We start from the raw sequence: 5,663 nt of genomic DNA on the forward strand, positions 1-5,663 counted from the left end.
CTGTATCAAAAGAATAATTAAGCTGTCTTTCTTCTTCTAATTGACTTTCTAGTTTTTGAATTTTTTTATTGCTTTCTAAAGCTAATATTTGTTGATTCTCCAACAATTTATTTAACGTATTAACATTGCTATTTTGTTGATCTAATTGCTTAGTTAAATTCTCAATATATTTTTCATCATTTTTAGCTCTAGTTTCAAAGATTTCTATTTGCTTTTCTAATTCGTTTACTTTTGTTTTTAATGTCTCAGAACTATTTGAATTATTATATATATTCTTTTCTGATTTTGCAGTATTTTCACCAAACAATTCTTTTTTTACTGATTCTTTATTTTGGATTGTACTCTCTTTCTTAGTAATTTTTTCTATAATTTTCAAATAATCATTATCATCAATATAATTAATCCCATTTTCTTTTTCAAAAGTTATATTTAAACTTTTAGCATTATTAACAATAGTTTGTTTAGTTACACCTAATTCATCAGCAACCATTTTAATAGTTCTCATAACATCCACCCTTAGGTACCTAATTTAGTACCTAAATTTTACCACCTAATGAATTTTATTTCATCAATTACCACTAAATTTACTACCTATTTACTACATATGCACCTAATTAGCTACCTATAATATGTTTTTGGAGCTTAATTAGGTACTAAAACAATGAACTACACATTTTGCCATGGCAATGTGCTTTTAACTACATTTAAAACTCTTTATATACTTTCTTAAAAGTGTTAATATTGCTTTATAAATACTAAAAGAGTCAATGCTATTGGCGTAGCATTGACTCTCGGTAATAAAACGATTCGCACTCGTTTGTTTATATATTTTTTGATACTTGTATTATATCTATCTAATCATCTAAGTGCAAGCACAAAACATATAACTTACGTAAAAATTGTTTTATTACCTCAATCCTAAAAATGGAAATGAGGTTTTTATTATGCCCAATTTTGAAAAATACAATTTATCACAAGTAAAAACTGAAAGGTTTTATCAACTACCTAAATATTTATTCGAAGATGCATATTTTAAAAAAATGTCGGCGGAAGCCAAAATTATGTATGCGTTATTAAAAGATCGCTTTGAATTATCCATCCAAAATGAATGGGTAGATAAAAATAATAACATTTACTTTATTTTCAGTAATAAACATTTGTGCGAATACTTAGGTTATGCAGAACAAAAAATTATAAAATTAAAAAAAGAGTTAATAAGTTTTAATTTATTAACTCAAGAACGTGTTGGCCTTAATAAACCAAATAGATTATATTTATTAAAACCTAATTATGACATTAAAGCCAGTCATAGCAAGGAACTTCCAAATTCACAGTTCCAGAACAATGAATTTGGAAGTTCTAGAACTGTGAATTTAAGTGGTCAAGAACTTCCAAATTCACAGTCTAATGATACTGAGAATAATGATACTGATTATATTAAAACTGAGAGTAATGATACGAATGATTTGAATGATAATAAGCTAACTTTTCCTAGTAATCATACAAATCATTCAAATCACAACAATTCAAACTTTAATAATGAAGCTTTAAAATTCCAATTACTCGAAGAACTACCTCAAAGTATTCAAAGGTATTTAAGTAACTTTTCTGTAAATGAAATTAAAATCATCAAACCTGTATTATTAAAAGCCAAGACGTCCTTTAATAATTCTATTGATACATATTACTTATTAGAAGATATGGAAATAGAAATACTTCATGTTCTTAAACGTTTCAAAGCTATGCTTATTCAAAAAAATGAAACCGTTGAAGCCATGCAAGGGTACTTAATGAAATCCCTTAAGTCTGAATTCGCTGAAATGCATACGCTTAATAAACGACGTGATCATTTACCAATCACTTCTTTATTTAATCAATAATGATTCAATTAGAGAGCATCTTTAAATAGATGTTCTCTTTTTTTATTTACAAGTGGTTGCTAAGGCAACCACCTAGATCAAACGAAAGGTAAGGGAGGGGATAACAAAATAAGATCAACACAATATCACAATATAGCATGCTGCTATTAAAGAAAGGAGGAAGACTTATGAGTACTAAGAAAAAGATTAAAGTTACTTTGGCAATGATTAATGTTCTTTTAACTGCAGTCGAACTTTATCTTCAATGGCAATTGAGTAAATCTGAAAATGAACTGTAGTTAAACAAGTAGGTAGGACTAAAACGTTTCTGTTTTAGTCCTATTTTTTCTATAAATGGTTATTATTCATTTGAAAATGGCTCAAACATGTCGCATAAGATGAAAAATAAAATGATCATTTAACGTTGTTTTAACTTTAAAAATTATAAAAATACTAACCGTTTTTATATTCTTTAGCAATCTTTCGTAGTTATAAAAGTGACTTAATAAAATCGTTTTTGTCATTTATTTTGTTAAAGATTGGAAAGAAAAGGTTGAATTTATTATTCCAAAAAATCAAAATTCAGATTCAATTGATATACATCATAAACAAAAAGTAAGTCGTTAATGTTCAAGACATGGATCGAATATAATTTTAAATTTGAATTTTTTCTATCCCAAACTAAGTAAATATTTTTACTTAGTTTTCTCTTTTTTTATCTTCAATCATTTTACTAACAATGGTTATCTTGAAAATAAAAATAAGCACTTAAAGTAAAAAGTGAACAAGAAAATAGCCACTTTTGTCTTAAAGCACGTTTTGTTTTTGGAAATATTACAAACATGGGAGTCTTTTTAAAGAGTATTTGACATGAGCATAAGGAAATCTAGTACCACCTTCGGTGGTATTCAGCATAGCTGAAAGATTTACCTTTTATTCGTTCTACTCAATTGTTCACCATAAATAGCTTAAAAGCTTTATATAAAGGTGATTATAAGCATTCTTATACATTGAATTAGAGGGTGTAATATGATACTTTATTACAGACTCTTTACAATTGTTACAAGACCATTTTGAATTGTCTGAAGACTCCTTTTTTTGTTGATTTCATAGGCTTCAGTCGTCGTCGAGACTCTTAAGAGTCTTAATTTTTTCAACCAAAGACTCTTAAGACTCCTACTTTTAGTATTAATATCGAAAATAAAATCACTCAAAAGTAATCTAAGCAATTCATTCATTTGTTTTACTTTTTGAATTTGATGAAATACCTTTTGATCAATATCGAATTCAATATTGATCACATTATTTGTTTTTAAGTTCAAAGAAAAAAGGAAAGAATAAAACAATTTCTGTACTTTTCTATGCTCAATTTGATTAAAAAGTGATTCGAAATGAAACTTATTTTAGCTTTTTATTAATTTAAAAATTTATAAAAAACGATAAAATACGTAATAAGATTCATTGAATGCTCATACTCCAAAATATTATTTTTTGACTTTTTATGATTCCGTAAATATCTAAAATCATAAAAATGAACGACATATAGAAGATACTTTTGAAGAAATATTGATGAGTATATTTATCACAAGTAACTTGAAATTGATTTCAATTCTTGAATTTTTCGTAGCTCTTTTATTCCAAAATTATAAATATAATGTTTTGATTTACTACCATATAGAAATAGCTCAAAGCAGTTTTGTAAGTCAAAATCATATTCGATTTTTAAATTTAGTTCACATTTGCGTTTTATGAGTCTTTAAATTAAAAATGTATAAAGAACACCTAAACACTTTAAAAAGTATTTTAAAATTGTAAATAGGGTATTTAAAATTTGATAACTCCTATGATAATTTTTATTAAAAAGAAGAGTTTTTGATGATTGATTTTTTAAAAAATAATTCAAATACTTTTTCACAACCTATGATTTTGGCATCTATTCTTTTTGTTTTTGCAGGTCCTTTAGGGGCATTTTTAGGAGTGGTTATTGGACTTTTACTTGGTAGAAAGTTAGATAAAAATGGAAATTAGACACGCATTTATACTGAAGAAATTTATTGTGCGTTGAGAAGAACCCTTAACTAAACTTGTAGACGAATGTCAGCATAGCGTGAGCTATTAAACCGATTATTCGACAAGTTTTGGGATTGTTAAGGGTTCGAGGCTCAACGTCAATAAAGCAATTGGAATAAATAAATCTTAGTTGATTTCTGGGATATTCCATTCGATTTCTATTAGGTTTCTTTCGCTTCCATGACTTTCTGATTTTATTTCTTTGAAAATTATTTCTGCTATTCTACCGTGATTATTTATTAATATTGCTAAATCTTTTATAGTGAAATCTCTAATCCAGCTACTAGTATCTAGTCTTTTTATTATATTTTCAGGGTTTTTTAAATTTTCTTGTAATTCATAATAAATATCGTTGTCTTTGTAATTTTTTATTCTAGCTATTTTTATTGTACCTGCTTCCATAATTCTTGCTATTTCGTTAGAAGCAACTTGCAATCTCATTTTGAATTCGTATGATAGTTCTCCAATTGTAAACTCTCCGTTGTTATTCGAAGGGTCTACTTTTTTAGTTCCTCTTTCGCTCTTATCTTTGTAGTATAATTCTTTGCTTGCATGATCTTTTTGATTTAACGCTGTGAATAAGTTTTTGTTATTTGGATTTTTTTCGGTTTTTTTTAGTATTAGTCTTTCTCTTTCTTCTTGGAGTATAGGAGTATTAGTACTACCTTTTCTTATAAAGGATAGACCCTCGAATAAAGATGATTTTTTTATTTTTAGTTCTTTTTTTAATTCGTAAGGTGTTTCTAAATTATTAGAGTTTATAGCTATGTATCCTACTTTTTTATCGTTATATTCTATTTGACCGGTTTCTATTTTTGGTCTCGGTTTGACATATACGTCAATAATATTTTGATAATGTCCATCGTCGAACATTTCTTTTTTTAATCCTATTATTTTTTTATCATCACTTACTCCAAAGATTATAAATTTATTTTCGTTATAAGAATCTATGCTATTTAACATAGCAAGGATATCTTTAATAAATTCGTCTTTTTTTTCTTTTGTATACTCTATTTGTTTGTAGTCTAATCTGCTATTTTCGTTTGGTAGTTCTTTTAAAATTTCTTTGATTTCATTTTCAATAGTCATGATTATTTTCTCCTTGAATTTTAAGCGAGTTTCTTCTTGTCTTGATACTATATAGAAATAACGTTCTTTTTTTAATAGGGATAGACACTTGTACATTAACTTGAATGATTTAAAAAATTTGAGGTTATTTATATTTTACTAAAATCAAGTTTGTTATTGTTACTTTTTAATGTTTATTTAGACATAAAACGACTTATCAGAAGGCATCTGTAACACAATTATTAGAAATGATATAATACAAAGGTCGTCGTTCACTTCTGTGCTGTATTTAGCATGGAAGGAGGTGACATCATGTTCAGTACACTATTTGTAACTATTATAGCTCCTATCATAGTAGGAGTTATACTCACGTTATTTTCTCATTGGCTGAATAATCGTGAAAAATAATTTAGCGGCGACATATAGCTAATACACCAAAAGAGCCCGATAACTATTCGCAGTAGTTATCGGGCTCGGTGTTTATCATGTTAGTACACTATTTGTTAATCAAATTATAACACTGGTTAATAGAGGAATGCAAAAATGTATTTAATAAATATTTTATCATGATTCAAAGTATTCATTATTAAAGCTCGTTTTTAAGATTAATTATATGGTTCTGTTGCAAAGTTAGATTTATAGTATAATTTTAACAAAAAGGAGTCT

Annotated in this window: 5 protein-coding genes; 3 read left to right on the forward strand and 2 right to left on the reverse strand. The window is 26.8% G+C overall.

What is annotated here, in order from left to right:
- A partial coding sequence (locus tag HMPREF3046_RS05015; RefSeq protein ID WP_070717083.1) for a DUF536 domain-containing protein occupies positions 1-505 on the reverse strand: 505 nt, incomplete at its 3' end.
- Between the two features lie 439 nt (positions 506-944).
- On the opposite strand from HMPREF3046_RS05015, the gene HMPREF3046_RS05020 reads away from it, so the two are divergent.
- Both HMPREF3046_RS05020 and HMPREF3046_RS11320 read left to right on the forward strand, forming a co-directional pair.
- On the forward strand, positions 945-1,880 hold the full coding sequence (locus HMPREF3046_RS05020; protein WP_001829877.1) for a replication initiator protein A: 936 nt from the start codon (positions 945-947) through the stop codon (positions 1,878-1,880).
- A 1,854-nt stretch (positions 1,881-3,734) separates the two neighbouring features.
- Positions 3,735-3,887, forward strand: coding sequence for a hypothetical protein (locus HMPREF3046_RS11320; RefSeq protein ID WP_002489624.1), 153 nt, complete (start codon positions 3,735-3,737; stop codon positions 3,885-3,887).
- Positions 3,888-4,055: 168 nt separating this feature from the next.
- Here HMPREF3046_RS11320 and HMPREF3046_RS05030 read toward each other — a convergent pair whose 3' ends face one another.
- Positions 4,056-5,018, reverse strand: coding sequence for an ATP-binding protein (locus HMPREF3046_RS05030; protein ID WP_002489619.1), 963 nt, complete (start codon positions 5,016-5,018; stop codon positions 4,056-4,058).
- A 291-nt stretch (positions 5,019-5,309) separates the two neighbouring features.
- Between HMPREF3046_RS05030 and HMPREF3046_RS10965 the strand changes: the two genes are divergently transcribed.
- Positions 5,310-5,405 carry a type I toxin-antitoxin system Fst family toxin gene (locus tag HMPREF3046_RS10965; protein WP_000493114.1) on the forward strand — a complete coding sequence of 32 codons (96 nt, stop codon included), beginning with the start codon at positions 5,310-5,312 and terminating at the stop codon, positions 5,403-5,405.
- Positions 5,406-5,663 lie beyond the last annotated feature (258 nt).

The organism is Staphylococcus sp. HMSC070D05, assembly GCF_001815595.1.
Classification (GTDB): Bacteria; Bacillota; Bacilli; order Staphylococcales; family Staphylococcaceae; genus Staphylococcus; species Staphylococcus hominis.